A 23,328-nucleotide genomic window follows, 5' to 3' on the forward strand; every position below is an offset into this window, starting at 1 on the left:
TCAACAGTGATGAAAATGCATTGAACGCGATTATAGAATAAAACGGCTCAGATCTTCATCTGCCACTAACGCATCCAGATGTTTGCTCACATATTCTGCGTCGATGGTAATGGTTTGACCGTTAAGGTCGCTCGCGTCATAAGAGATATCTTCCACCAGGCGTTCCAGCACGGTGTGCAGACGACGCGCACCGATGTTTTCGGTGGTTTCGTTCACCTGCCATGCGGCCTGGGCGATACGTTTGATACCGTCTTCAGTGAACTCGAGGTTTACGCCTTCGGTCGCCATCAGCGCTTTGTACTGCACGGTGGCAGAAGCATTCGGCTCGGTCAGGATACGTTCGAAATCTTCGGTGGTCAGCGCCTGCAGCTCAACGCGGATTGGCAGACGACCCTGCAGTTCCGGGATCAGATCGGACGGGCTGGCAACCTGGAACGCGCCGGAGGCGATAAACAGGATGTGGTCCGTTTTCACCATACCGTGCTTGGTAGAGACGGTGCAGCCTTCTACCAGCGGCAGCAGGTCGCGCTGAACGCCTTCGCGGGAAACATCCGGGCCGGAACTGTTGCCGCCGCGTTTGCAGATCTTGTCGATTTCGTCGATAAACACGATACCGTGCTGCTCAACCGCGTCGATAGCGTCCTGTTTCAGCTCTTCCGGGTTTACCAGCTTCGCCGCTTCTTCTTCAATCAACAGCTTCATCGCGTCTTTGATTTTCAGCTTACGCGCTTTCTGCTTCTGGCCGCCCAGGTTCTGGAACATGGACTGCAGCTGGCTGGTCATCTCTTCCATGCCAGGAGGAGCCATGATTTCCACACCCATTGGTGCGGCAGCGAGATCGATCTCAATCTCTTTATCGTCCAGCTGGCCTTCACGCAGTTTCTTGCGGAACGCCTGACGCGCTGCGGAAGGTTCAGCCTGCTGTTCGGCCTGGCCCCAGTTGTTTTTTGCCGGTGGGATCAGCACGTCGAGAATGCGCTCTTCCGCCATCTCTTCGGCGCGGTAGCGGTTTTTCTCAATAGCCTGGACGCGCACCATCTTGATCGCCGAGTCGGTCAGATCGCGGATGATGGAGTCCACTTCTTTACCCACATAGCCCACTTCGGTGAACTTGGTGGCTTCTACTTTGATAAACGGTGCGTTAGCCAGTTTCGCCAGACGACGGGCGATTTCGGTTTTACCGACACCCGTCGGGCCGATCATCAGAATATTTTTCGGTGTGACTTCGTGGCGCAGCTCCTCATCAAGCTGCATACGACGCCAGCGGTTACGCAGGGCGATAGCCACGGAACGCTTGGCGTTATCCTGGCCGATAATGTGTTTGTTCAGTTCGCTGACAATTTCGCGTGGGGTCATTTCAGACATGGGAGATCCTTACGCTTTAGACGGTAATTCTTCGATGGTGTGGTTGTGGTTGGTATAGATGCAGATATCACCTGCAATATCCAACGCTTTCACCGCGATATCGCGCGCGTTCATGTCGGTGTTTTCCAACAGCGCGCGGGCAGCAGCCTGGGCATAAGGGCCGCCAGAGCCGATGGCAATCAGGTCGTTTTCTGGCTGGATCACGTCGCCGTTACCGGTGATGATCAGCGAGGCGGTTTCATCGGCTACTGCCAGCAGCGCTTCGAGCTTGCGCAGCATGCGGTCAGTACGCCAGTCTTTTGCCAGCTCAACGGCAGCTTTCACCAGATGACCCTGGTGCATCTCCAGTTTGCGTTCAAACAGTTCAAACAGCGTGAAGGCATCAGCCGTGCCGCCTGCAAAACCGGCGATCACTTTGTCGTTGTAGAGACGACGTACTTTCTTCACGTTGCCTTTCATGACGGTATTACCCAGCGTGGCCTGGCCATCACCGGCGATTACCACATGGCCGTTACGGCGTACACTTACTATTGTTGTCACGAGCAGACCCCCTGGTTACAGAATCGGGAAACAGAAGCCCCGAGCCTGTGCTCAGGGCTGAATAGAATGATAGATGGGGGGGATTTTGGGGGTTTCAACCCCCGGATGCGAGTCGAATGCAGTTTGTGTGACCAGCCACTTTCAAACGGGAAATCGTCCCGTCGGCATTTTCTTTGCCTTTGACCGGGCCAATCACCACGCGATTCCAGCCGTTATTGGTGGTAATGCGTGAATCAAATCCTTCAAATGCCAGCTGAGCACGCACCGTTTCGGCCTGCTCTGCGCCTTTAAACGAACCGCACTGCACCATCCAGCGGCGTTCGTCTTTTTTCTCGGCCGTCTGCTTCGGCGCTTCCGTCTCTTTGGTGACGGGCGCGGCCTGCTGCGTTTTCGGCTGCTGCGCGGTGGTATGCGCTGGCGTCTGCAGCAGATCCTGATATGGCTGAGCCGCTTGCTTTTGCGGCTGGGCTTTCGGCTGCTGCTGCGGTTGCGTACGAGGCTGCTGCACCGGCTGCGTTTGCGCCCACTGCTGTTGTTGCTGAACTTGTTGCTGAGCCTGACGCTGGCGCTGCAATGTTTGCTGACGCTGCGCTGGCGTTTGTTCATTCCACGGCACTTCGTTCAGCTGCGTAGGCTGCTGGCGCATATCGGCCTGCATCTGCGCCAGCAACTGACGTTGTTCATCAGTCAGTTGATCGGCATTTTTCACTTCACCACCGGCAGACGGCTCGGTAGGCGCGCGAACGCCAGGCTGGCGGCTTTCCAGCTCTTTAATATAGCGCCAGCGCTCTTCAGGCTTCGGCGGCAGACCGTTTCCGGCAACCTTGTTGCCCTGAAGCGCGTCGGACTCTTCTTTTTTATGGTGCGTGATGAAGTACAGGCCGCCAATAAAGGCCACCAGTACAGCCGCAGCAATGGCGACCATTGCTGGCGAGACAGCAGGCAAATTACGCTGTTTGCTTTTTGAACTACTCTTTTTGCGTCGCGAAGGTGCCGGCTGGCCGCGACGTACATAATCTCGTTGTGCCACTATCGTTTCGCTGTATTTATTCGTTCGTCAGCCCGCCATGTTACTTAAGCGGCGGGGCTTTGACCAGATAAGGGTGTCCGAAAGGCATTTACTTTAAGTCAATGCCTGGGTAGAACCGCGCACAATCAGCTCGCAGTCCAGTAACCGTGAGCCACTGCTAACTGTTTGACCATGCAGTTGATCCAGCAGAAGAAGCATGGCTTCGCGGCCAATTTGATAGCGCGGTTGCGCGACGGTTGAGAGCGGCGGATCGCAAAATTCCGAAAGCGAAATATTATCGAAGCCGATAATCGACAGGTCTTTCGGCACCCGCAGGCCGCGACGTTTGGCATATGAGAGTGCGCCCAGCGCCATCACGTCGCTGTGACAAAACACAGCGGTAGGTGGCTCCGGCAATGCCAGCAGTTTCTCCAGCGCCAGCCCACCGGCTTCAAAGGTGAAATCACCGCGTGCGATATAGTGTGGATCAACCGTGGCACCGGCGCGACGCAGCGCCTGAACATAACCCTGCAGGCGGTAGTGGCACAGTGGCATCTCTTCTGGTCCGGCGATACAGCCAATGCGTTTATGCCCCAGCTCCTGAAGATAATTCACGGCGTTAAAGGCGGCGGTCAGGTTGTCGATGTGAACGGTCGGCAGCTCCAGCTCCGGCGCAAACTCGTTAGCCATTACCATCGGCGGTAAGTTGCGCTGCTCTTCGATGCTGGCATCAAACGGCAGGCGCGAGCCAAGCAGCAGCATGCCGTCAATCTGCTTGGTAATGATAAGATCGATAAAGGTTTTTTCCTGCTGATTCTGGTGCGCGCAGTCGCCAATCAGTACCAGGTAGCCCTGCTCAGCCGCCGTCACTTCGATTCCACGGATGATTTCACTGAAGAAGGGATCGCAAATGTCCGGCACAATCACCAGGATGGTACGCGATTCATTGCGTTTAACGTTGCGCCCCATTACCTGCGGGAAGTAACCCACCTCAATCGCCGCCTGTTCTACCCGATTTCGGGTCGCCTGAGAGACTTTATCCGGGTTCATTAATGCGCGGGATACGGTTGCCGTAGAGACTTGTGCTTTCTGGGCAACGTCTTTCATGGTCGCTGTGGCAACCTCTTTCCTGGACTTCAACGTCTTCTCCTCGCCTGAACACCGAACTGCGGACACACCATTTTTACAGATAGTTTATGAGAGCGGTTACAGAATTTTCATAAAAAGTGTGAAGCGTGTTGAATTTTTTCGATCCGTATTCAGCCTTCTATCGGATCGACGTCGAGAACCCACTTCACTTTGCGCGCTTCCGGCAGGGTATTAATCAGCGCCAGCGTGCCGCTGACGATATGCTGTAAGCGGATGCGGGACGGGTGTTGCAGTAAGATTTGCCAGCGGAAACGCCCGCCGCGTTTTGGGGCGAGCGCCGGAACCGGGCCCAAAATCCACAGCTGATTATCCACCAGCGGGCTGGCCTGCAGGAGGTTTCTCAGCTGTTGCAGGAAGAGCGGTGCCTGCTGGTTGTTATGATCTTCCGCGCGGATGATGACGTGGCTGGTCCACGGCGGCAGCTGCATCGTCTGGCGTTCGGCAAGCGCCTGTTCAGCGAAAGCGTCATAACCTTTATGCAGCAGCGTTTGCAGCAACGGGTGCTCAGGGTGGTGCGTTTGCAACACCACTTCGCCCTGCTTACCTGCGCGTCCGGCACGGCCAGCGACCTGGGTATAAAGCTGAGCAAAACGTTCGGCGGAGCGGAAATCGGCAGAGAACAGTGCACCGTCGACGTCCAGCAGGGCGACCAGCGTAACATCCGGGAAGTGGTGCCCTTTGGCCAGCATCTGGGTGCCAATCAATATGCGCGCGCCACCGCGATGCACTTCGGCAAGCTGCTGCTCCAGCGCCCCTTTGCGGCTGGTGGTGTCGCGATCGATACGGGACAGGGGCACGTCAGGGAAGAACGGGGCCAGCGCCTGCTCCAGCTGTTCCGTACCCAGGCCGACGGGCACGATATGCGTTGAGCCGCATGACGGGCACTGGCGCGGTACCGGACGCTGGCTGTCGCAGTGGTGGCAGCGCAAATGCCGCTGGGCCTGGTGGAAGGTGTAGTAGTGGTCGCAGCGCGGGCACTCTGCAATCCAGCCGCAGTCGTGACACAGCAGCGCGGGTGCAAATCCACGACGGTTAAGGAACAGGATCACCTGGTTGCCCGCCTGCAAATGCTGGCGCATACGGGTGATAAGCGCGGGGGCTAACCCGGCCTGCACCTGCTGGCCTTTTAAATCCAGCACGTGTTGAATGGCCGGACGGGCATTCCCCGCGCGGCGCGTCAGGCGCAGCATGTGGTATTTACGCTGGCGAACGTTATGCAGCGTTTCGAGCGCAGGCGTAGCGGAACCCAGGATAATGGGGATTTGCTCGCTGTGGGCGCGGTACACCGATAAGTCGCGGGCGTGGTAGCGCCAGCCTTCCTGCTGTTTATAGGAACTGTCGTGCTCTTCATCGATGACGATAACGCCGAGATTTTTAAACGGCGTAAACAGTGAGGAACGCGTGCCGATCACAATCGCCGCTTCGCCGTTTTTCGCTTTCAGCCAGGCGCTGAGGCGCTCGCTGTCGTTCAGCCCGGAGTGCAGCACCTCAACCGGCGCATTAAAGCGTTCGCGGAAGCGGGCGATGGTTTGCGGTGTGAGGCCGATCTCCGGCACCATCACCAGCGCCTGTTTGCCCTGCGCGAGCACGTTTTCCAGTACGCTCAGGTAGACTTCCGTCTTGCCGGAGCCGGTGACCCCCGCCAGAAGCCAGGCAGAGAAATGATCGGAGGCGCTATGGATGGCACCCACGGCGGTGGCCTGCTCGGTGTTCAGCCGCAGGCGATCACCCGAGACGGAAAAACTGTCGCGCCAGTCGTGAAGGGCAGGCGCTTCGCTGGCCAGCTCGCTCAGCCCTTTCTTTCTCAAGGCCTGCAATGCAGTTTCATTCACCTCAAGCTCGTCGACCTGATGCCGCCAGATTTTCCCCTGGCGCAGTGCAGCCAGCGCCTGCTGCTGTTTCTGGGAGCGCTTGAGGCTGTTGATATCCACGGCCTGACCCTGCTCCGTAGCAAACCAGTACCACATTGGTGCATGGCTGGCGCTCTTGCCCTGACGCAGCATAACGGGCAGGGCGTGGAACAGAACATCGCCAATCGGATGATGATAATAATCCGCCGCCCACAGCAGCAGTCGCCAGGTGCTGGTGGAGAAAACCGGCTCGCTGTCCAGCACCTCAACGATCGATTTCAGTTCGTTAAGCGGCAGTTCACTTTTATCGCTGACAGAAACGACTATCCCCACGCGCTGCTGTTTGCCAAACGGCACGGTCACGCGACAGCCCGCTTTGGCGCTCATGCTGCCGGGCAGCAGGTAGTCAAAGGTGCGGGGAAGCGGAACGGGCAGGGCAACGTGAGCGACGGGCATCGAATCTTCCTGACTTGAAAAGTGGCGCGTTAGTATACACATTAGTAAAAGCGGCGTGCGGATCAGTTTGCATACGTTGGTCAAATTCTGTATGATTCGCCGCCTTTGGTGTACTTTACGCCAAAGAACTTACATTCAACATCGCGTGGTGTCTGGCGTTAGGGCTGGAAGAGCGACGCGGCCTTAACTGAGGTTCTCCCATGAAAAAAGATATTCACCCGAAATACGAAATGATTACTGCAAACTGTTCTTGCGGTAACTCTATCCAGATCCGCTCTACCGTGGGCCACGATCTGAACCTGGACGTGTGCGGCAAATGCCACCCGTTCTACACTGGTAAGCAGCGTGATGTTGCAACCGGTGGCCGTGTTGACCGCTTCAACAAGCGTTTCAGCATTCCGGGCGCTAAATAAGTTTCCCGAAAAAAAGGCACCGCAAGGTGCCTTTTTTTTATCCAAATCTCAGTATTCCCACGTATCCGGGTCGATACCCAGTTCACGCATGATCACCTTCGCCTCTTCCGGGATTTCATCACTGCGCTCTTTACGCAGATCTTCATCGTTCGGCAACGGTTGACCGGTAAACGCATGCAGGAACGCTTCGCAAAGCAGTTCGCTGTTGGTTGCGTGACGCAGGTTATTCACCTGACGACGCGTACGTTCATCGGTGAGGATCTTCAACACCTTCAGAGGAATGGAAACCGTAATTTTCTTTACTTGTTCACTCTTCTTACCGTGCTCAGCGTATGGGCTGATATATTCGCCGCTCCATTCAGCCATGAGATACCTTTAATCCTCTCAGTCATTAATCTAAAGGTGCAAACCGATAACCGTCGGTTTTGAACCGTAATCTTGTCTAGTTTACCGTAGAGACGATACCGAGGCACGGATATTGCCGCTGCAGCGTGCACTAAAGCATATAATTTTAACGGCTATTTGCGCATTGCTCAATCTATACGCAAAGAAGTTTAGATGTCCAGATGTATTGACGTCCATACTTTCAATGTTTACTCTGGTGCCTGACTTTTCACCTCAATCGCCAGGAAGCCCTCACCATGACGCGTAAACAGGCCACTATCGCAGTGCGTAGCGGATTGAATGATGACGAGCAGTACGGCTGCGTTGTCCCGCCGATTCATCTTTCCAGTACCTATAATTTCACCGGATTTAATGAACCTCGCGCGCATGACTACTCGCGGCGTGGCAACCCTACGCGTGATGTCACCCAGCGCGCGCTGGCGGAGCTGGAAGGCGGCGCAGGCGCGGTGTTAACCAATACCGGGATGTCCGCCATTCACCTGGTGACCACGGTGTTCCTGAAACCTGGCGATCTGCTGGTTGCCCCGCACGACTGTTATGGCGGCAGCTATCGTCTGTTTGATAGCCTGGCAAAGCGTGGCTGTTACCGTGTGTTGTTTGTCGATCAAAACGACGAGCAGGCGCTAAAACAGGCGCTGGCAGAGCGGCCGAAGCTGGTTCTGGTGGAAAGTCCAAGCAATCCATTGTTGCGCGTGGTCGATATTGCGAAAATTTGTCAGCTCGCAAGGGATGCGGGAGCGATAAGTGTAGTGGATAATACGTTCCTCAGTCCGGCCCTTCAGAACCCACTGGCACTGGGTGCAGATCTTGTATTGCATTCATGCACTAAATATCTGAACGGCCATTCTGACGTGGTGGCAGGCGTGGTGATTGCAAAAGATCCCGACGTTGTCACCGAACTGGCATGGTGGGCCAATAACATTGGCGTCACGGCGGGGGCCTTCGACAGTTACCTGCTGTTACGCGGCATTCGCACGCTGTCGCCGCGTATGGACGTCGCGCAGCGCAATGCCCAGGCGATTGTCGATTTCCTGAAAACCCAGCCGCTGGTGAAGAAGCTCTATCACCCGTCGCTGCCGGAAAATCAGGGGCACGAGATTGCCGCGCGTCAACAGAAGGGCTTTGGCGCGATGTTAAGTTTTGAACTGGACGGTGACGAGCAAACGCTGCGTCGCTTCCTGAGCGGGTTGTCGCTGTTTACGCTGGCGGAATCATTAGGTGGGGTTGAAAGTTTAATCTCCCACGCCGCGACCATGACGCACGCAGGTATGGCACCGGAAGCACGTGCCGCTGCCGGGATCTCTGAGACGCTGCTGCGTATCTCAACCGGTATTGAAGATTCTGAAGATTTAATTGCCGATCTGGAAAATGGCTTCCGGGTCGCAGCCAAGGGGTAATCATGAGTGTGATAGCGCAGGCAGGGGCGAAGGGTCGTCAACTGCACAAGTTTGGTGGTAGTAGTCTTGCTGATGTGAAGTGTTACCTGCGTGTCGCGGGGATCATGACCGAGTATTCACAGCCGGGTGACATGATGGTTGTCTCTGCGGCGGGCAGCACCACCAACCAGTTGATTAGCTGGCTGAAACTGAGCCAGACCGATCGCCTTTCTGCGCATCAGGTGCAACAGTCTTTACGTCGTTACCAGAGCGAGCTGATTGCCGGCCTGCTGCCAGCAGACGTGGCGGACGGGCTGATCAGCGCCTTCACGCACGACCTTGAGCGTCTGGCTGCATTGCTCGACAGCGGCATTACCGACGCGGTGTATGCTGAGGTGGTCGGTCACGGTGAAGTGTGGTCTGCCCGTCTGATGGCCGCAGTTCTGCAAAATCTGGGTGTTGAAGCCGCCTGGCTCGACGCGCGTGATTTTCTGCGCGCCGAGCGCGCCGCGCAGCCACAGGTGGATGAAGGCTTGTCTTACCCGCTGCTCCAGCAACTGCTGGTGCAGCATCCGGGCAAACGCATTGTAGTGACCGGCTTTATCAGCCGCAATAACGCGGGCGAAACCGTGCTGCTGGGGCGTAACGGCTCGGACTACTCGGCGACGCAAATCGGTGCGCTGGCGGGTGTTTCCCGCGTCACCATCTGGAGCGATGTGGCCGGTGTCTACAGCGCGGACCCGCGCAAGGTGAAAGATGCCTGCCTGCTGCCGCTGCTGCGTCTGGACGAGGCCAGCGAGCTGGCGCGTCTGGCGGCACCGGTTCTGCATGCGCGTACACTTCAGCCGGTTTCTGGTAGCGATATCGACCTGCAGTTGCGCTGCAGCTATACGCCGGACCAGGGCTCTACGCGCATTGAACGCGTGCTGGCCTCCGGTACGGGCGCGCGCATTGTCACCAGCCACGACGACATCTGCCTGATTGAGTTCCAGGTACCTGCGGGCCAGGATTTCAAACTGGCGCATAAAGAGATCGACCTGGTCCTGAAGCGTGCGCAGGTTCGTCCGCTTGCTGTTGGCGTTCACAATGACCGTCAGCTGTTGCAGTTCTGCTATACCGCTGAAGTGGCGGACAGTGCGCTGAAAATTCTGGATGAAGCGGGCCTGCCGGGCGAGCTTCGTCTGCGTCAGGGGCTGGCGCTGGTAGCGATGGTGGGCGCGGGCGTCACCCGTAACCCGCTGCACTGCCACCGCTTCTGGCAGCAGCTGAAAGGCCAGCCGGTTGAGTTTACCTGGCAGTCGGAAGAGGGTATCAGCCTGGTGGCCGTGCTGCGTAAAGGGCCAACTGAAAGTCTGATCCAGGGGCTGCACACCTCCCTGTTCCGCGCGGAAAAACGTATCGGCCTGGTGCTGTTCGGGAAAGGGAACATTGGTTCCCGCTGGCTGGAGCTGTTTGCGCGCGAGCAAGTTACGCTTTCGGCGCGTACTGGCTTTGAATTTATTCTGGCGGGCGTGGTGGACAGCCGCCGCAGCCTGCTGAACTACGAAGGGCTGGACGCCAGCCGGGCGCTTGCGTTCTTTAATGATGAAGCGGTCGAGCAGGATGAAGAGTCGCTGTTCCTGTGGATGCGCGCGCACCCGTATGACGATCTGGTTGTTCTGGACGTCACCGCCAGCGAGCAGCTTGCCGATCAATATCTTGATTTCGCCAGCCACGGTTTCCACGTCATCAGCGCCAATAAGCTGGCCGGGGCGAGCAGCACCGATAAATATCGCCAGATCCACGACGCGTTCGAAAAAACCGGTCGTCACTGGCTCTATAACGCCACCGTCGGCGCGGGCCTGCCGGTTAACCATACCGTGCGCGACCTGATTGAAAGCGGTGACAGTATTCTGGCGCTGAGCGGCATTTTCTCCGGCACGCTTTCCTGGCTGTTCCTGCAGTTCGATGGCACCGTTCCGTTCACCGACCTGGTGGATCAGGCGTGGCAGCAGGGTCTAACCGAGCCCGATCCGCGCGTTGATCTCGCCGGTAAAGACGTGATGCGTAAGCTGGTGATCCTGGCGCGTGAAGCGGGTTATGACATTGAACCAGGCCAGGTGCGCGTCGAATCACTGGTGCCTGCGGGTTGTGAAGAGGGGTCTGTTGACCACTTCTTCGAAAACGGTGATGAACTGAACGACCAGATGGTGCAACGCCTGGAAGCGGCAAACGAAATGGGGCTGGTGCTTCGCTACGTGGCGCGTTTTGAGGCGAACGGTAAGGCACGCGTGGGTGTGGAAGCGGTGCGTCCTGAACATCCGCTGGCGGCGTTACTGCCGTGCGACAACGTTTTTGCCATCGAAAGTCGCTGGTATCGCGATAATCCGCTGGTGATCCGCGGGCCGGGAGCCGGGCGCGATGTTACCGCCGGGGCGATCCAGTCCGATATCAACCGTCTGGCTAAGCTGCTGTAACGTCTGCATTTCCTTCTCCCTGTGGGAGAGGGGCGGGGTGAGGGCATCAGACCGCACTCACCCCCCCATCATGAACTCCCTTCATCTTCCCTGAGCATTCCTCACCGTTATTGTTGATTATTTCTGTTGACGTCACTCCGCTTTTCCGTCATTTTTACATCTGGACGTCTAAACGTATAGAAGTTCACAATACAACAAACAACGACATGCGATTGATAGAGGTAAGGTATGAGCTTTTTTCACGCCAACCAGCGGGAAGCCCTGAATCAGAGCCTGGCCGAAGTAAACGGTCAGATTAACGTCTCTTTTGAATTTTTCCCGCCGCGCACCAGTGAAATGGAGCAAACCCTGTGGAGCTCTATCGATCGCCTGAGCAGCCTGAAACCGAAGTTTGTCTCCGTAACCTACGGTGCCAACTCCGGTGAGCGTGACCGCACGCACAGCATCATTAAAGGCATCAAAGATCGCACCGGTCTGGAAGCGGCTCCGCACCTGACCTGTATCGACGCGACCCGCGACGAACTGCGTGCCATCGCCCAGGACTACTGGAATAACGGCATCCGCCACATAGTTGCCCTGCGCGGCGACCTGCCGCCGGGCAGCGGTAAGCCGGACATGTACGCCACCGACCTGGTCGCGCTGCTGAAAGAGGTGGCGGATTTTGATATTTCCGTTGCGGCTTACCCTGAAGTTCACCCGGAAGCGAAAAGTGCGCAGGCGGATCTGCTCAACCTGAAGCGCAAAGTGGATGCCGGTGCGAACCGTGCCATCACGCAATTTTTCTTCGATGTTGAAAGCTATCTGCGTTTTCGTGACCGTTGCGTTTCCGCAGGCATTGACGTCGAAATTATCCCAGGCATTTTGCCGGTGTCTAACTTCAAACAGGCGAAGAAATTCGCTGACATGACCAACGTGCGCATTCCGCTGTGGATGTCCAAAATGTATGAAGGGCTGGATGATGACCCGGAAACCCGCAAGCTGGTCGGTGCCAATATCGCCATGGATATGGTGAAGATTTTAAGTCGTGAAGGGGTAAAAGATTTCCACTTCTATACGCTGAACCGCGCGGAAATGAGCTACGCCATCTGCCACACGCTCGGTGTTCGACCGGCGCTGTAACCATAAAGCCCTCACAAAGTGAGGGCTTTTTAATCAAACGCATCGTTAAAAGGTATTAACTATCGAATCTGTGGATTAATTCAACTATCTCTAATCGCTGGTGGTGTATATCGTAACGGGAACACTGTAAAGGGAGCATAGCGATGAGCACGTCAGACGATACCAATAAAGCGTCATCTATCGGCAAATGCCCGTTCCATCAGGGCGGCGTCGATCATAGCGCGGGTGCAGGCACTGGCAGTAAAGAGTGGTGGCCTAAACAACTCCGCATTGATCTACTTAACCAACATTCAAATCGTTCGAACCCGCTGGGCGAAGACTTCGACTACCGCAAAGAATTTAGCAAACTTGATTACTCTGCCCTGAAGGGCGATCTCAAAGCACTCCTGACCGACTCTCAACCGTGGTGGCCTGCCGACTGGGGCAGCTATGCGGGCCTGTTTATCCGCATGGCCTGGCACGGCGCGGGCACCTACCGTTCGGTTGACGGACGCGGCGGCGCAGGGCGTGGTCAACAGCGCTTTGCACCGCTCAACTCCTGGCCTGATAACGTCAGCCTGGATAAAGCGCGTCGTCTGCTGTGGCCGATCAAGCAAAAATACGGACAGAAAATCTCCTGGGCTGACCTGTTTATCCTCGCGGGTAACGTGGCGCTGGAAAACTCCGGCTTCCGCACCTTTGGTTTTGGTGCCGGACGTGAAGACGTCTGGGAACCGGATCTGGACGTGAACTGGGGCGACGAGAAAGCCTGGCTGACCCACCGCGATCCGGAAGCGCTGGCGAAACGTCCATTAGCCGCGACCGAAATGGGGCTGATTTACGTCAACCCGGAAGGGCCAAACGCCAGCGGCGAGCCGCTGTCTGCGGCGGCGGCCATTCGTGCCACCTTCGGTAACATGGGGATGAACGACGAAGAAACCGTCGCGTTGATTGCCGGTGGACATACGCTCGGTAAAACCCACGGCGCAGGGGAAGCAACCCACGTAGGAACCGACCCGGAAGCCTCACCAATCGAAGCGCAGGGTCTGGGCTGGGCCAGCACACACGGCACCGGTATTGGCGCAGACGCCATCACCTCCGGGCTGGAAGTTATCTGGTCGCAAACGCCTACTCAGTGGAGCAACTACTTCTTCGAGAACCTGTTCAAATACGAGTGGGTGCAGACCCGCAGCCCGGCGGGCGCTATTCAGTTTGAAGCGGTGGATGCACCGGAAATTATGCCCGATCCGTTCGACCCGTCGAAAAAACGCAAGCCAACCATGCTGGTCACCGACCTGACGCTGCGTTTCGATCCAGAGTTCGAGAAAATCTCTCGCCGCTTCCTGAACGATCCGCAGGCATTTAATGAAGCCTTCGCTCGCGCCTGGTTCAAACTGACCCATCGCGATATGGGGCCAAAAGCGCGGTATATTGGCCCGGAAGTGCCGAAAGAAGATCTGATCTGGCAGGACCCGCTGCCACAGCCGGTGTTCAACCCTTCGAAAGAAGACATTGAAAGCCTGAAAGCGGAAATCGCGGCATCGGGCCTCTCCGTGAGCGAACTGGTTTCCGTGGCCTGGGCGTCAGCCTCGACCTTCCGCGGCGGCGATAAGCGTGGTGGTGCCAACGGTGCACGTCTGGCGCTGGCCCCGCAGCGCGACTGGGATGTTAACGCCGCAGCGGTTCGTGCTTTACCGGCTCTGGAAGCCATTCAGCGCACCACCAACAAAGCCTCACTGGCCGATATCATCGTGCTGGCGGGTGTGGTTGGCGTTGAGCAGGCGGCGAAAGCGGCAGGCGTTTACGTCAATGTACCGTTCAGCCCAGGCCGCGTAGATGCGCGTCAGGACCAGACGGATATCGAGATGTTTAACCTGCTCGAACCGATTGCTGACGGCTTCCGTAACTACCGTGCGCAGGTGGATGTGTCCACGACCGAATCACTGCTGATCGATAAAGCCCAGCAGCTGACGCTGACCGCGCCAGAACTGACGGTGCTGATCGGTGGCCTTCGCGTACTGGGTACGAACTTTGATGGCAGCAAAAATGGCGTGTTCACCAACCGTGAGGGCGTGCTCAGCAACGACTTCTTCGTCAATCTGCTGGACATGAATACCGTGTGGAAAGCGACAGACGAGTCTAACGAGCTGTTTGCCGGTAGCGACCGCGCCAGCGGTGAAGTGAAATACACCGCCACCCGCGCCGATCTGGTATTCGGTTCTAACGCCGTCCTGCGTGCGCTGGCTGAAGTTTATGCCAGCAGCGATGCCAGCGAGAAGTTCGTCCGTGACTTCGTTGCAGCCTGGGCGAAAGTGATGGATTTGGATCGGTTTGACCTGAAGTAACCATTGTGCCGGGTGGCGCTGCGCTTACCCGGCCTACAGGCACCTTAATTTGCAGGCCGGGTAAGGCGTAGCCGCCACCCGGCTTTTTCGTTATTCCCACTCCTGAAGGAAGCGCTGTCCATACTGGTCGGCAACCAATAGCGCCGCGTAAACCTGATCCGGCGACACGCCACCCGGCATGTTGTGAATGGTTTCGCCTTCTGCGCAGGATGCTTCGGCAATCAGGCGCATTTTGGCTGGAATATTCTCTTTAATGTTCAGCTGTGCCAGCGTGATGGGCAGCCCAACGCTATGGCAAAGCGCCGCGACGGTTTCGATTTCTTCTACCGGCGCGTTTTCCAGCACCAGTTGCGTCAGCGTGCCGAACGCGACCTTTTCACCGTGATAGAAAGAGTGCGCATCCGGCACTGCCGTCATACCATTGTGGATAGCATGCGCCGCCGCCAGGCCACCGCTTTCAAACCCGACGCCGCTGAGATAGGTATTCGCTTCGATAATGCGTTCCAGAGCCGGCGTCACCACGTGTTGTTCCGCTGCCAGCATCGCTTTTTCACCTTCTTCAACCAGAGTGTTGTAGCACAGCTCCGCCAGCGCTAACGCCGCCTGCGTGCATTTCCCTCCGGCCATGGTTGTCGCACCGCTGCGTGAACAGGCGCGTGCTTCGAACCAGGTTGCCAGCGCATCGCCAATCCCCGCAGCCAGCAGACGTGCAGGTGCACCCGCCACCACTTTAGTGTCGACGATGACCATGTTCGGGTTGTGCGGCAGCATCAGATAGCGGTCGAATTCGCCGCTGTCGGTGTAAATCACGGAAAGGGCGCTGCACGGTGCGTCGGTAGAGGCGATGGTCGGGGCAATGGCGACCGGCACGTCCATAAAGTGCGCCAGCGCTTTGGCGGTATCCAGCGTTTTACCGCCGCCGATACCCAGCACTGCCGTGCAGTCGGCACTGTCGGCCACTTTTTTCAGACGATCGATTTCGTTTTGTGAACATTCGCCGCCAAACGGCGCGATTTCGACATGCAGTTCTGCCTGTCTGAAACTTTGACGCAGGGTTTCTTCTGCGAAACCCAGCACAAATTTATCGCCAACAACCAGCCAGCGATTCGCCAGTGGTTTCAGATAGTCGCCGAGACGGGTGAGAACATCAGCACCCTGGATATATTTTCCAGGCGATTGAATGATACGGTCCATAACATTCCTCCCTTAGAGGTTGAGGTTACCAAACGCGTTTTTCCAGTCTTGCTCGAACTTCTCTATGGCTGACTCTACCGCCGGAGTGTTGAGCATTTGTTGCGCTACATCTAAAGGAAGCGTGATTGCTTCACATCCGGCGAGCAGGCAGTCCAGCGCCTGACGTGGTGTTTTGAAGCTGGCGGCCAGCACCATGCTCTCTGGCGCATGCAGTTCCAGCAGGGATTGCAGCTCCTGCACCATGCGAATGCCATCACCACCTTGCGCGTCGACACGGTTCACATACGGCGCGACATATTTCGCACCGGCCAGCGCGGCCAGTAGGCCCTGAGCGGCGCTGTAAACGGCGGTGCCCAGCGTCGTGATGCCTTCTTTTTTCAACGCGTTAATTGCAATCAGCCCCTCAGCGGTGACCGGAATTTTCACCACGATATCCGGGATGGCGTTGCTGAGACGTTTGGCCTCCGCCACCATCCCCTCCGCATTACGGCTCATGGTCTGGGCAAACAGCGTACCTTCCGGCCCGATGGCCTGTTGCAGGCGCGGCAGCACGTCCCAGAGGGATTCACGGCTGGCGGCGATGATGCTCGGATTGGTGGTGACACCCGCAATGGGAAAAATGCGCGCCAGGCGTTCAACTTCCGCGACGTCGGCGGTATCCAGATACAGTTCCATTATTTTTCCTTAAGTCAGTCAGTCTGAATCAAGGATACGGCGGGGCTGCGGGCGTCGGATACAGGTCAATTTTGCTAAATACTGGACAAATGTAATGTCCTTAATGAAGTGCGAGAGCGATCACAATGCTAGTTTATGGCGGTCAGCTGACTGTGATACTGGCGGCGGTATTCTGAAGGGGAGCGTTCAGTGTGCTTGCGAAAGAGGCGGCAGAAGTAGTTGCTGTCCGCAAAACCGCAGTTCGCGGCAATATCTTTGATTTTAAGATCGTAGCTTTTCAGCAATTGCCGGGCATGTTCAAGACGCGTCTGCGTCAGATATTCGTTGAATCCCGTGTTGCCTGTTTTTTGGAAAAGATGAGAAAGATAGTTCGGTGAAATGTAAAACGCCTGTGCCACCGACTCGCGGGTAAGAGGTGAAGCATAATGCGCGTCGATATAGCTGCGGATGGCTTCAAACAGCGCGCGGCTGCGGCTGGCGGTGTGGATGTCGCTGCCAAGCAGATCGCGGCAATGGCTGAGAAGGCTCAGTACCACCAGCCTGGCGGTGTCTTGCTCATCCGGCTGCATCTGTAATTCGGCCAGCGTTTGCAGCAGAAAAGCGCCCGTTCGCGGGCCGCGCCTGGCAACCTGTAATTGCTCCACAAGCGAACTGTCGCGGTGCATTTGCAGCGTCAGCTGCTGCTTACCGAAGTGTATGCTCAGGGCGTCAGAGGGGGGATGCGTGATATGTCCGAATGACGAAAATAACGCCTTGCAGGGGTTATCAAGGGTAATAACGAGGCAGGGTGCTGGTCGGGGGTGCTGCTCGGCCTGGGCTGAGAAATAAATCTGACGCAGCGGTAACGTGCGGTTAACCAGGTCAGCCAAAATGCGGGTGATATCGTGGTGCATGGGAGACTACCGAAATTTGTCGGGTGGCGCTGCGCTTACCCGGCCTACCTGTCGTAGGCCTGTGCAAGCGTCAGCGCCGCCCGGCGTGAAGCCTTAGCCGGTGTTACGCATACCTGCCGCAACGCCCGCAATCGTCACCATCAGCGCCTGTTCAACGCGTGGGTCTGGCTCTTTACCTTCCTCTTCCGCCAGACGGGAACGGTGCAGCAGCTCCGCCTGCAGGACGTTCAGCGGATCGGTGTAAACGTTACGCAACTGGATAGACTCGGCAATCCACGGCAGGTCTTCCATCAGGTGTGAGTCGTTGGCGATATCCAGCACCACTTTGATGTCGCCTTCCAGCAGTTCGCGCAGCTCTTTACCCAGTGCCCACAGCTCTGGTTTCACCAGGCGCTGATCGTAGTATTCCGCCAGCCACAGGTCGGCTTTCGAGAAGACCATCTCCAGCATGCCCAGACGGGTCGAGAAGAACGGCCAGTCGCGGCACATGGTTTCCAGCTCACTCTGTTTGCCGTCTTCCACCACCTTTTGCAGCGCCGCACCGGCACCCAGCCAGGCCGGGAGCATCAGGCGGTTTTGTGTCCAGGCGAAGATCCACGGAATGGCACGCAGAGACTCGACGCCACCGGTCGGGCGACGTTTGGCCGGACGTGAACCCAGCGGCAGTTTACCCAGCTCCTGCTCAGGCGTGGCTGAACGGAAGTAAGGCACGAAATCTTTATTTTCACGCACGTAGCCGCGGTACAGATCGCAGGAGATGTCAGACAGCTCGTCCATGATGCGGCACCAGGACGCTTTCGGCTCCGGCGGTGGCAGCAGGTTCGCTTCCAGGATCGCACTGGTGTAGAGCGACAGGCTGCTGATGGTCACTTCTGGCAGGCCGTATTTGAAGCGGATCATCTCGCCCTGTTCGGTCACGCGCAGGCCACCTTTCAGGCTTCCTGGCGGCTGTGACAGCAGCGCTGCGTGTGCAGGCGCACCACCACGGCCAATTGAGCCACCGCGTCCGTGGAACAGGGTCAGCTCGATACCCGCTTTCTCGCAGGTTTTGATCAGCGCGTCCTGCGCCTGATACTGCGCCCAGGATGCCGCCATCACGCCCGCATCTTTTGCGGAGTCGGAATAGCCAATCATCACCATCTGCTTGCCCTGAATGAAGCCGCGATACCAGTCGATGTTCAGTAACTGGGTCATGACGTCGTTGGCATTATTCAGGTCATCAAGCGTTTCAAACAGCGGTGCCACCGGCAGGGCATAGTCGATGCCCGCTTCTTTCAGCAGAAGGTGAACGCCCAGCACGTCGGACGGGGTTTTCGCCATGGAGATCACATAGGCGGCCACCGATCCTTTCGGCGCATCCACGATCGCTTTACAGGTGTTGAGCACTTCGCGGGTGTCGTTGCTTGGCTCCCAGTTGCGCGGCAGCAGAGGGCGCTTGGAGTTCAGCTCTCGGATCAGGAAAGCCTGTTTGTCGGCTTCGGACCAGCTTTCATAGTCGCCAATGCCGAGATAGCGGGTCAGTTCGCCCAGTGCTTCGGTATGACGGGTGCTTTCCTGACGCACGTCGATACGCACCAGCGGCACGCCGAAACACTTCACGCGGCGCAGGGTGTCGAGCAGTTCGCCGTTGGCGATGATGCCCATACCGCAGGCCTGCAGCGATTTATAACAGGCGTAAAGCGGCTCCCAGAGCTGTTCGTTCTGGCTTAGCAGACCTTCCGGTTTTGGCAGGCGCTGGCCTTTCAGACGTGCTTCCAGCCAGGCCTGAGTCGCCATGAGCTGGCCGCGCAGCTTTTTCATCAGGAAGCGATACGGCTCGCTCGCACCTTCTTCGCCAGCCAGCTCGCGCAGTTCCGGCGTCGCTTCCACCATCGACAGCTCGGAGATCAGTACCTGAATATCTTTCAGGAACAGGTCGGTCGCTTTCCAGCGGCTCAGCAGCAGAACGTGGCGGGTAATTTCGGCAGTGACGTTTGGGTTGCCGTCGCGGTCGCCGCCCATCCAGGAAGTGAAACGCACTGGCACAAAATCAACCGGCAGGCGGTAGCCCAGGTTCTCTTCCAGCTGTTCGTTCAGCTCACGCAGATAGTTTGGTATACCTTCCCAGAGGCTGTTTTCCACCACCGCAAAGCCCCATTTGGCTTCATCAACCGGGCTTGGGCGATGTTTACGGATTTCATCGGTGTGCCAGGACTGGGCAATCAGTTGGCGCAGACGGCGCATCAGCTGGTTACGTTCGTAATCGGCAATGTCTTTGTTATCCAGCTGTTTCAGGCAGTTGTTCACTTCCACCATTTTGTGGATCAGTGTTCGACGGGTGATTTCCGTTGGGTGCGCGGTCAGGACCAGCTCCAGCGAAAGGGATTCCACCGCTTTTTTGATGGTCGCTTCGTTGAGGTCTGGCTGGTCTTTCAGTTTACGAAGGGTGCGGGCAATGACTTCCGGGTTGCTGGCCGCTTCGCCTTTTGGCGAAATGCTGTGGTATTGCTCAGCGGTGTTCGCGAGATTCAGGAACTGGCTGAACGCGCGGGCGACAGGCAGCAGCTCGTCGTTAGAAAGGTTTTGCAACGTGGTGAGCAGTTCCTGACGACTGGCCTCGTTACCGGCACGGGAAGATTTGGACAGCTTGCGGATAGTTTCAACGCGGTCGAGGATATTCTCCCCCAACGCATCTTTGATGGTATCTCCAAGCACTTTGCCGAGCATACTGACATTACTACGCAACGCGGAATATTGTTCGTTCATAAAAACCCAGTCACCCCATCATTTTTGTTTATGCCCAGTCGAAAATCTGTTGGACATTATTTTGTCATCTCCCTTTATAAAGCCACGTAAAACCCCCGTCGTCAATTGCTGCGAAAACGGTTCAGCAAACGAATAAATGCAGGTAATTTACGAAATTTAATTCGCATTGCGTCAGATAAGTGATGCTTATGGGAATGTGACGAAGATCATGCGATTTGTTGCCCTCACCCTAACCCTCTCCCACAGGGAGAGGGGACAGTTCGGTGCGTTTTTAATGCCAGCAGAAGTGATGCACAACCTGGGTGATCAGTTCGCGGGTTGGTTTGATAAAGCGGGTTTCCAGATACTCATCCGGCTGGTGCGCCTGATTGATAGAACCAGGGCCGAGCACCAGCGTCGGGCACAGAGTCTGAATAAACGGCGCTTCGGTGCAGTAGTTCACCACGTCGGTTTTCTCACCGAGCAGTTTTTCTACCACTTCAACCAGCTGGTGATCTGGCGGGCACTCGTAACCCGGAATAGGCGGATGCAGCTCGGAAACCGTCAGACGGCCCGGCCAGCGTTCGCTCACCGGGGCCAGCGCTTCGTTCAGTAAGCCATCCAGATCGCTTAACGTCATGCCCGGCAATGGGCGGATGTCCATGTGCAGTTCGCAGCAGGCGCAGATACGGTTAGACGCATCGCCGCCGTGCAGGCTGCCGAGGTTCAGGGTCGGATACGGCACGGTGAACGCCTCGTAGTGATAACGTTCTTTCAGCGAGTCGCGCAGGGTCATGATGCGGCCGATGGCGTCGTGCATCAGCTCAATGGCGTTCACGCCGCGCGCCGGATCGCTGGAGTGGCCGGACTGTCCGAGCACGCGTACTGCCGTAGAAATATGGCCCTTATGCGCACGAATCGGTTGCAGAGAAGTCGGCTCGCCGATGATCGCGCAGTCCGGGCGAATCGCCGTGTTCTCAGAGAAGTAGCGTGCGCCTGCCATGCTGGTCTCTTCATCGGCGGTCGCCAGAATGTAGAGCGGCTTTTTCAGCGTTGTCACGTCCACGTCACGCAGCGCATCGAGGATAAAGGCGAAGAAGCCTTTCATGTCGGCGGTGCCCAGACCGTAGAGCTTGTTGTCGTGCTCGGTCAGGGTGAACGGGTCGCGCGTCCAGCGGCCATCGTCAAATGGCACGGTGTCGGTATGACCAGCCAGCAGCAGGCCGCCCGCGCCGTGTCCGGTACTGGCGAGCAGGTTAAATTTGTTGCGTGTTCCGGGGACGGGCTGAACCTCAACGTTGAACCCAAGATCGCTAAACCAACCCGCCAGCAGATTGATTAAAGACTCATTGCTCTGATCCAGCGCTTCTTCCGTTGCGCTGATAGACGGTGTGGCAATCAGGGCGCGGTAAATCTCGATAAATGGCGGTAAGTTCATTTTCATTGTTGACACACCTTAGGTCGTGATAGTATCAATATTCATGCAATAAATGTGAATAAAAATACATTAACGTTGAGCATAAAGGAACCCGATGTTGAATACGCTGATTGTAGGCGCTAGCGGTTATGCGGGCGCAGAGCTTGTAAGCTACGTGAATCGCCACCCTCATATGACCATAACCGCTTTGACCGTGTCAGCGCAAAGCAATGATGCAGGAAAGTTAATTTCCGATTTGCATCCGCAGCTTAGGGGCATTGTTGACCTGCCGCTGCAGCCGATGTCCGACATCAGCGAGTTCACCGACGGCGTCGACGTGGTGTTTTTAGCCACCGCGCACGAAGTCAGCCACGACCTGGCACCGCAGTTTCTGGCGGCTGGTTGCGTGGTGTTCGACCTCTCCGGCGCGTTCCGCGTTAACGACGGCGCGTTCTATGAAAAATACTACGGTTTCACCCATCAGCACCCGGAACTGCTTGAAAAAGCGGTCTACGGCCTGGCGGAGTGGAGCGCAGACAAACTGAAAGAAGCGAATCTGATTGCCGTGCCGGGCTGCTACCCGACGGCGGCGCAGCTTTCCCTGAAACCGCTGATCGACGCGGGCCTGCTGGATCTGAACCAGTGGCCGGTGATCAACGCCACCAGTGGCGTGAGTGGAGCAGGGCGTAAAGCGGCGATCTCCAACAGCTTCTGCGAAGTGAGCCTTCAGCCCTATGGCGTATTCAATCACCGTCATCATCCTGAAATTACGACCCATCTGGGCACGGATGTCATTTTTACGCCACACCTGGGCAGCTTCCCACGTGGCATTCTCGAAACCATCACCTGCCGTCTGAAAGCGGGCGTGACCAAAGAACAGATTGGTGAAGCCTTTACTCAGGCGTATGCGGATAAACCGCTGGTGCGTCTGTACGACAAAGGCGTGCCGGCACTGAAAAACGTGGTTGGCCTGCCGTTCTGCGACATCGGCTTTGCCGTGCAGGGTGAACACCTGATTGTGGTGGCTGCAGAAGATAACTTACTCAAAGGCGCTGCCGCGCAGGCAATGCAGTGTGCAAATATTCGTTTCGGCTTCCCTGAAACGCAGGCTCTTATTTAAGGTGTGATGATGAACCCATTAATTATCAAACTCGGTGGTGTGCTGCTGGACAGCGAAGAAGCGCTGGAGCGTCTGTTTACCGCGCTGGTTAACTATCGCGAATCACATCAACGTCCGCTGGTGATTGTTCACGGCGGCGGTTGCGTGGTGGATGAGCTGATGAAAGGGCTTAATCTGCCGGTGAAAAAGAAGAATGGCCTGCGCGTCACACCTGCTGACCAGATTGACATCATTACCGGTGCGCTGGCGGGCACGGCGAACAAAACGCTGCTGGCGTGGGCGAAGAAACACCATATCGCTTCCGTTGGCCTCTATCTGGGCGATGGCGACAGCGTAAAAGTGACCCAGCTCGACGAAGAGCTTGGACACGTTGGACTGGCGCAGCCGGGTTCGCCTAAGCTGATTAACACGCTGCTGGAAGGCGGTTTCCTGCCGGTGGTGAGCTCTATCGGCGTGACCGAAGAGGGCGAGCTGATGAACGTGAACGCGGACCAGGCGGCCACCGCACTGGCGGCAACGCTGGGTGCAGACCTGATCCTGCTCTCCGACGTGAGCGGCATTCTGGACGGCAAAGGCCAGCGCATTGCAGAAATGACCGCCGCGAAAGCCGAGCAGTTAATTGCTCAGGGCATTATCACCGACGGGATGATCGTTAAGGTGAACGCGGCGCTGGATGCGGCGCGCACGCTTGGCCGTCCGGTGGATATCGCCTCCTGGCGTCACGCGGAGCAGCTCCCGGCGCTGTTTAACGGCACGCCGATTGGCACGCGTATTCTGGCTTAAGATTCTGTGCCGGATGGCGCTTCGCTTATCCGGCCTACGTGAAATTTGTAGGCCCGGTAA

18 protein-coding genes are annotated in these 23,328 nt (G+C 56.9%); 7 read left to right on the forward strand and 11 right to left on the reverse strand.

Translation table 11 applies throughout. The features are described from left to right. Window positions 1–30: 30 nt before the first annotated feature. From hslU to priA, 5 genes are all read right to left on the reverse strand, one after another. Window positions 31–1,365 carry an HslU--HslV peptidase ATPase subunit gene (gene hslU, locus EoCCA6_RS12420; RefSeq protein WP_010436948.1) on the reverse strand — a complete coding sequence of 445 codons (1,335 nt, stop codon included), beginning with the start codon at window positions 1,363–1,365 and terminating at the stop codon, window positions 31–33. 9 nt (window positions 1,366–1,374) lie between these two features. After that, window positions 1,375–1,905: an ATP-dependent protease subunit HslV gene (gene hslV, locus EoCCA6_RS12425; RefSeq protein ID WP_014172194.1), complete on the reverse strand. Its 531-nt coding sequence runs from the start codon at window positions 1,903–1,905 to the stop codon at window positions 1,375–1,377. A gap of 94 nt (window positions 1,906–1,999) precedes the next feature. Continuing rightward, the gene (gene ftsN / locus EoCCA6_RS12430; RefSeq protein WP_152082912.1) at window positions 2,000–2,935 is read right to left on the reverse strand and encodes a cell division protein FtsN; all 936 of its coding nucleotides are present in this window, start codon (window positions 2,933–2,935) and stop codon (window positions 2,000–2,002) included. A 93-nt stretch (window positions 2,936–3,028) separates the two neighbouring features. Next, the gene (cytR, locus tag EoCCA6_RS12435) at window positions 3,029–4,054 is read right to left on the reverse strand and encodes a DNA-binding transcriptional regulator CytR (RefSeq protein WP_152082913.1); all 1,026 of its coding nucleotides are present in this window, start codon (window positions 4,052–4,054) and stop codon (window positions 3,029–3,031) included. A 119-nt stretch (window positions 4,055–4,173) separates the two neighbouring features. Then, window positions 4,174–6,369, reverse strand: a complete 2,196-nt coding sequence (priA, locus tag EoCCA6_RS12440) for a primosomal protein N' (RefSeq protein WP_152082914.1) — start codon at window positions 6,367–6,369, stop codon at window positions 4,174–4,176. Between the two features lie 200 nt (window positions 6,370–6,569). Here priA and rpmE point away from each other — a divergent pair, with 200 nt between their 5' ends. Further along, on the forward strand, window positions 6,570–6,782 hold the full coding sequence (gene rpmE, locus EoCCA6_RS12445) for a 50S ribosomal protein L31 (protein ID WP_003862040.1): 213 nt from the start codon (window positions 6,570–6,572) through the stop codon (window positions 6,780–6,782). Window positions 6,783–6,830: 48 nt separating this feature from the next. On the opposite strand, the gene metJ is transcribed toward rpmE, so the two are convergent. Beyond that, a complete protein-coding gene (metJ, locus tag EoCCA6_RS12450) occupies window positions 6,831–7,148 on the reverse strand; it encodes a met regulon transcriptional regulator MetJ (RefSeq protein WP_007369220.1) in 318 nt (105 codons plus the stop codon). A 275-nt stretch (window positions 7,149–7,423) separates the two neighbouring features. Between metJ and metB the strand changes: the two genes are divergently transcribed. The 4 genes from metB to katG all read left to right on the forward strand — a co-directional run bounded on the left by metB (window position 7,424) and on the right by katG (window position 14,462). After that, entirely contained in the window at window positions 7,424–8,584 is a 1,161-nt protein-coding gene (metB, locus tag EoCCA6_RS12455) for a cystathionine gamma-synthase (protein ID WP_126304437.1), read from the forward strand. Between the two features lie 2 nt (window positions 8,585–8,586). Continuing rightward, window positions 8,587–11,019, forward strand: coding sequence for a bifunctional aspartate kinase/homoserine dehydrogenase II (locus EoCCA6_RS12460; RefSeq protein WP_152082915.1), 2,433 nt, complete (start codon window positions 8,587–8,589; stop codon window positions 11,017–11,019). A 228-nt stretch (window positions 11,020–11,247) separates the two neighbouring features. Next, window positions 11,248–12,138, forward strand: a complete 891-nt coding sequence (gene metF, locus EoCCA6_RS12465; protein WP_152082916.1) for a methylenetetrahydrofolate reductase — start codon at window positions 11,248–11,250, stop codon at window positions 12,136–12,138. Between the two features lie 143 nt (window positions 12,139–12,281). Then, window positions 12,282–14,462, forward strand: coding sequence for a catalase/peroxidase HPI (gene katG, locus EoCCA6_RS12470; protein ID WP_152082917.1), 2,181 nt, complete (start codon window positions 12,282–12,284; stop codon window positions 14,460–14,462). A 90-nt stretch (window positions 14,463–14,552) separates the two neighbouring features. On the opposite strand, the gene gldA is transcribed toward katG, so the two are convergent. The 5 genes from gldA to argE form a co-directional block, all read right to left on the reverse strand. After that, window positions 14,553–15,656 carry a bifunctional L-1,2-propanediol dehydrogenase/glycerol dehydrogenase gene (gene gldA / locus EoCCA6_RS12475; RefSeq protein WP_152082918.1) on the reverse strand — a complete coding sequence of 368 codons (1,104 nt, stop codon included), beginning with the start codon at window positions 15,654–15,656 and terminating at the stop codon, window positions 14,553–14,555. A 12-nt stretch (window positions 15,657–15,668) separates the two neighbouring features. Further along, a complete protein-coding gene (gene fsa / locus EoCCA6_RS12480; protein WP_152082919.1) occupies window positions 15,669–16,331 on the reverse strand; it encodes a fructose-6-phosphate aldolase in 663 nt (220 codons plus the stop codon). 128 nt (window positions 16,332–16,459) lie between these two features. Further along, a complete protein-coding gene (locus EoCCA6_RS12485; protein ID WP_152082920.1) occupies window positions 16,460–17,224 on the reverse strand; it encodes a helix-turn-helix transcriptional regulator in 765 nt (254 codons plus the stop codon). Between the two features lie 93 nt (window positions 17,225–17,317). Next, window positions 17,318–19,969 (reverse strand): phosphoenolpyruvate carboxylase, encoded by a 2,652-nt coding sequence (gene ppc / locus EoCCA6_RS12490; RefSeq protein ID WP_152082921.1) that lies wholly within the window; start codon window positions 19,967–19,969, stop codon window positions 17,318–17,320. 271 nt (window positions 19,970–20,240) lie between these two features. Next, window positions 20,241–21,392: an acetylornithine deacetylase gene (gene argE / locus EoCCA6_RS12495; RefSeq protein WP_152082922.1), complete on the reverse strand. Its 1,152-nt coding sequence runs from the start codon at window positions 21,390–21,392 to the stop codon at window positions 20,241–20,243. 88 nt (window positions 21,393–21,480) lie between these two features. On the opposite strand from argE, the gene argC reads away from it, so the two are divergent. Together argC and argB are read left to right on the forward strand one after the other, a co-directional pair. Then, window positions 21,481–22,485 (forward strand): N-acetyl-gamma-glutamyl-phosphate reductase, encoded by a 1,005-nt coding sequence (gene argC / locus EoCCA6_RS12500; protein ID WP_152082923.1) that lies wholly within the window; start codon window positions 21,481–21,483, stop codon window positions 22,483–22,485. 6 nt (window positions 22,486–22,491) lie between these two features. Continuing rightward, window positions 22,492–23,268, forward strand: coding sequence for an acetylglutamate kinase (argB, locus tag EoCCA6_RS12505; RefSeq protein WP_098946274.1), 777 nt, complete (start codon window positions 22,492–22,494; stop codon window positions 23,266–23,268). The last annotated feature ends 60 nt before the right edge of the window (window positions 23,269–23,328 follow it).

The sequence above is a fragment of the Enterobacter oligotrophicus genome (genome assembly GCF_009176645.1).
GTDB lineage: Bacteria > Pseudomonadota > Gammaproteobacteria > Enterobacterales > Enterobacteriaceae > Enterobacter > Enterobacter oligotrophicus.